The following is a 1,474-nucleotide window of genomic DNA, read 5'->3' on the forward strand; positions in this document are numbered from 1 at the left end:
CCAGCTCCAGCAGTACCGCCAGTACTACAAGTTCCCGGACACCCTCGACGTCGACCGCTACGACATCAAGGGGCAGACCGAGGACACGGTGATCGCGGTCCGTGACATCAACCTCGACGGGCTGAGCGCCAAGACGAACACGCAGTACAACCGGACGTTCGTCTACACGCACGGCTACGGCGTGGCCGCGGCGTACGGCAACCAGCGCGCGAGCGACGGCAAGCCGGTCTTCCTCGAGTCCGGCATCCCGTCCAGCGGCGCCCTCGGCGACTTCCAGCAGCGCGTGTACTTCGGCGAGAACTCGCCGCAGTACTCGATCGTGGGCGCGCCGAAGGGCTCGAAGAACATCGAGCTCGACTACCCGTCCGGCTCGGAGGAGAGCGACGACGCCAGCAACGGCGGGAACGCCACGACGACGTACGCCGCGGACGGTGGGCCGAGCATCGGCAACTTCTTCAACCGGCTCGTCTACGCCGCGAAGTTCCAGTCGGAGCAGATCCTGCTGTCGCAGCGTGTGAACGCCGACTCGCAGATCCTCTACGACCGCAACCCCATCCAGCGGGTCCAGAAGGTCGCGCCGTACCTGCAGACCGACCAGGACGCCTACCCGGCGATCGTGGACCACCGGATCGTGTGGGTGGTCGACGGCTACACGACCACCAACGCGTACCCGTACTCGCAGAGCGCGAGCCTGCAGGCGAGCATCAGCGGCGCGGAGTCGTCGGCCTACAGCACGGACCAGGTGAACTACATCCGGAACTCGGTGAAGGCCACGGTCGACGCCTACACCGGCAAGGTGACGCTCTACGCGTGGGACACGACGGACCCGATCCTCAAGACCTGGCAGAAGATCTTCCCGAGCACGTTGAAGCCGGTGTCCGCGATGAGCGCCGAGCTCCTCGACCACGTGCGGTACCCGACCGACCTGTTCAAGGTGCAGCGCTCGATCCTCGCGACGTACCACGTCACCGACGCGAACTCGTTCTACTCGGGTGACGACGCGTGGCAGACGCCGCAGGAACCGACGAAGGAAGCCAACAGCGACTCGTCCTCCGGCTCGTCCGCGATCACCAACACGACGACGAACGGCCTGGGCACGCAGACCACGACGACGACCAACGCCGAGGACCTGCAGGACCCCTACTACCTGACGATGAAGGTGCCGGGGTCCGAGACGAAGTACTCGCTCTACACGACCTACATCCCGCAGCAGTCGGGTCGGGGCGCGGACAGCCGGAACGTCCTGACCGGGTACCTCGCGGTCGACTCGGACGCCGGGGGCGCCGGCACGGGCAAGAAGGCGTCCGGCTACGGCAAGCTCACGCTGCTGACGATGCCGAAGACGGACAACATCCCCGGTCCCGCTGCAGGTGCAGAACCTGTTCAACTTCGGACACGAACGTGTCGGCCGAGCTGAACATCCTGAAGCGCGGCAACTCGACGGTGAAGCAAGGGCAACCTGCTCACGCTGCCG

General features: G+C 65.9%; 1 pseudogene. It reads left to right on the forward strand.

The features are described from left to right. Positions 1–1,474 (forward strand): annotated as a pseudogene (locus I59_RS19475) (UPF0182 family protein); the annotation flags it as partial.

Source organism: Curtobacterium sp. B8, from assembly GCF_000333315.1.
In the GTDB taxonomy this organism is placed as follows: domain Bacteria; phylum Actinomycetota; class Actinomycetes; order Actinomycetales; family Microbacteriaceae; genus Curtobacterium; species Curtobacterium luteum.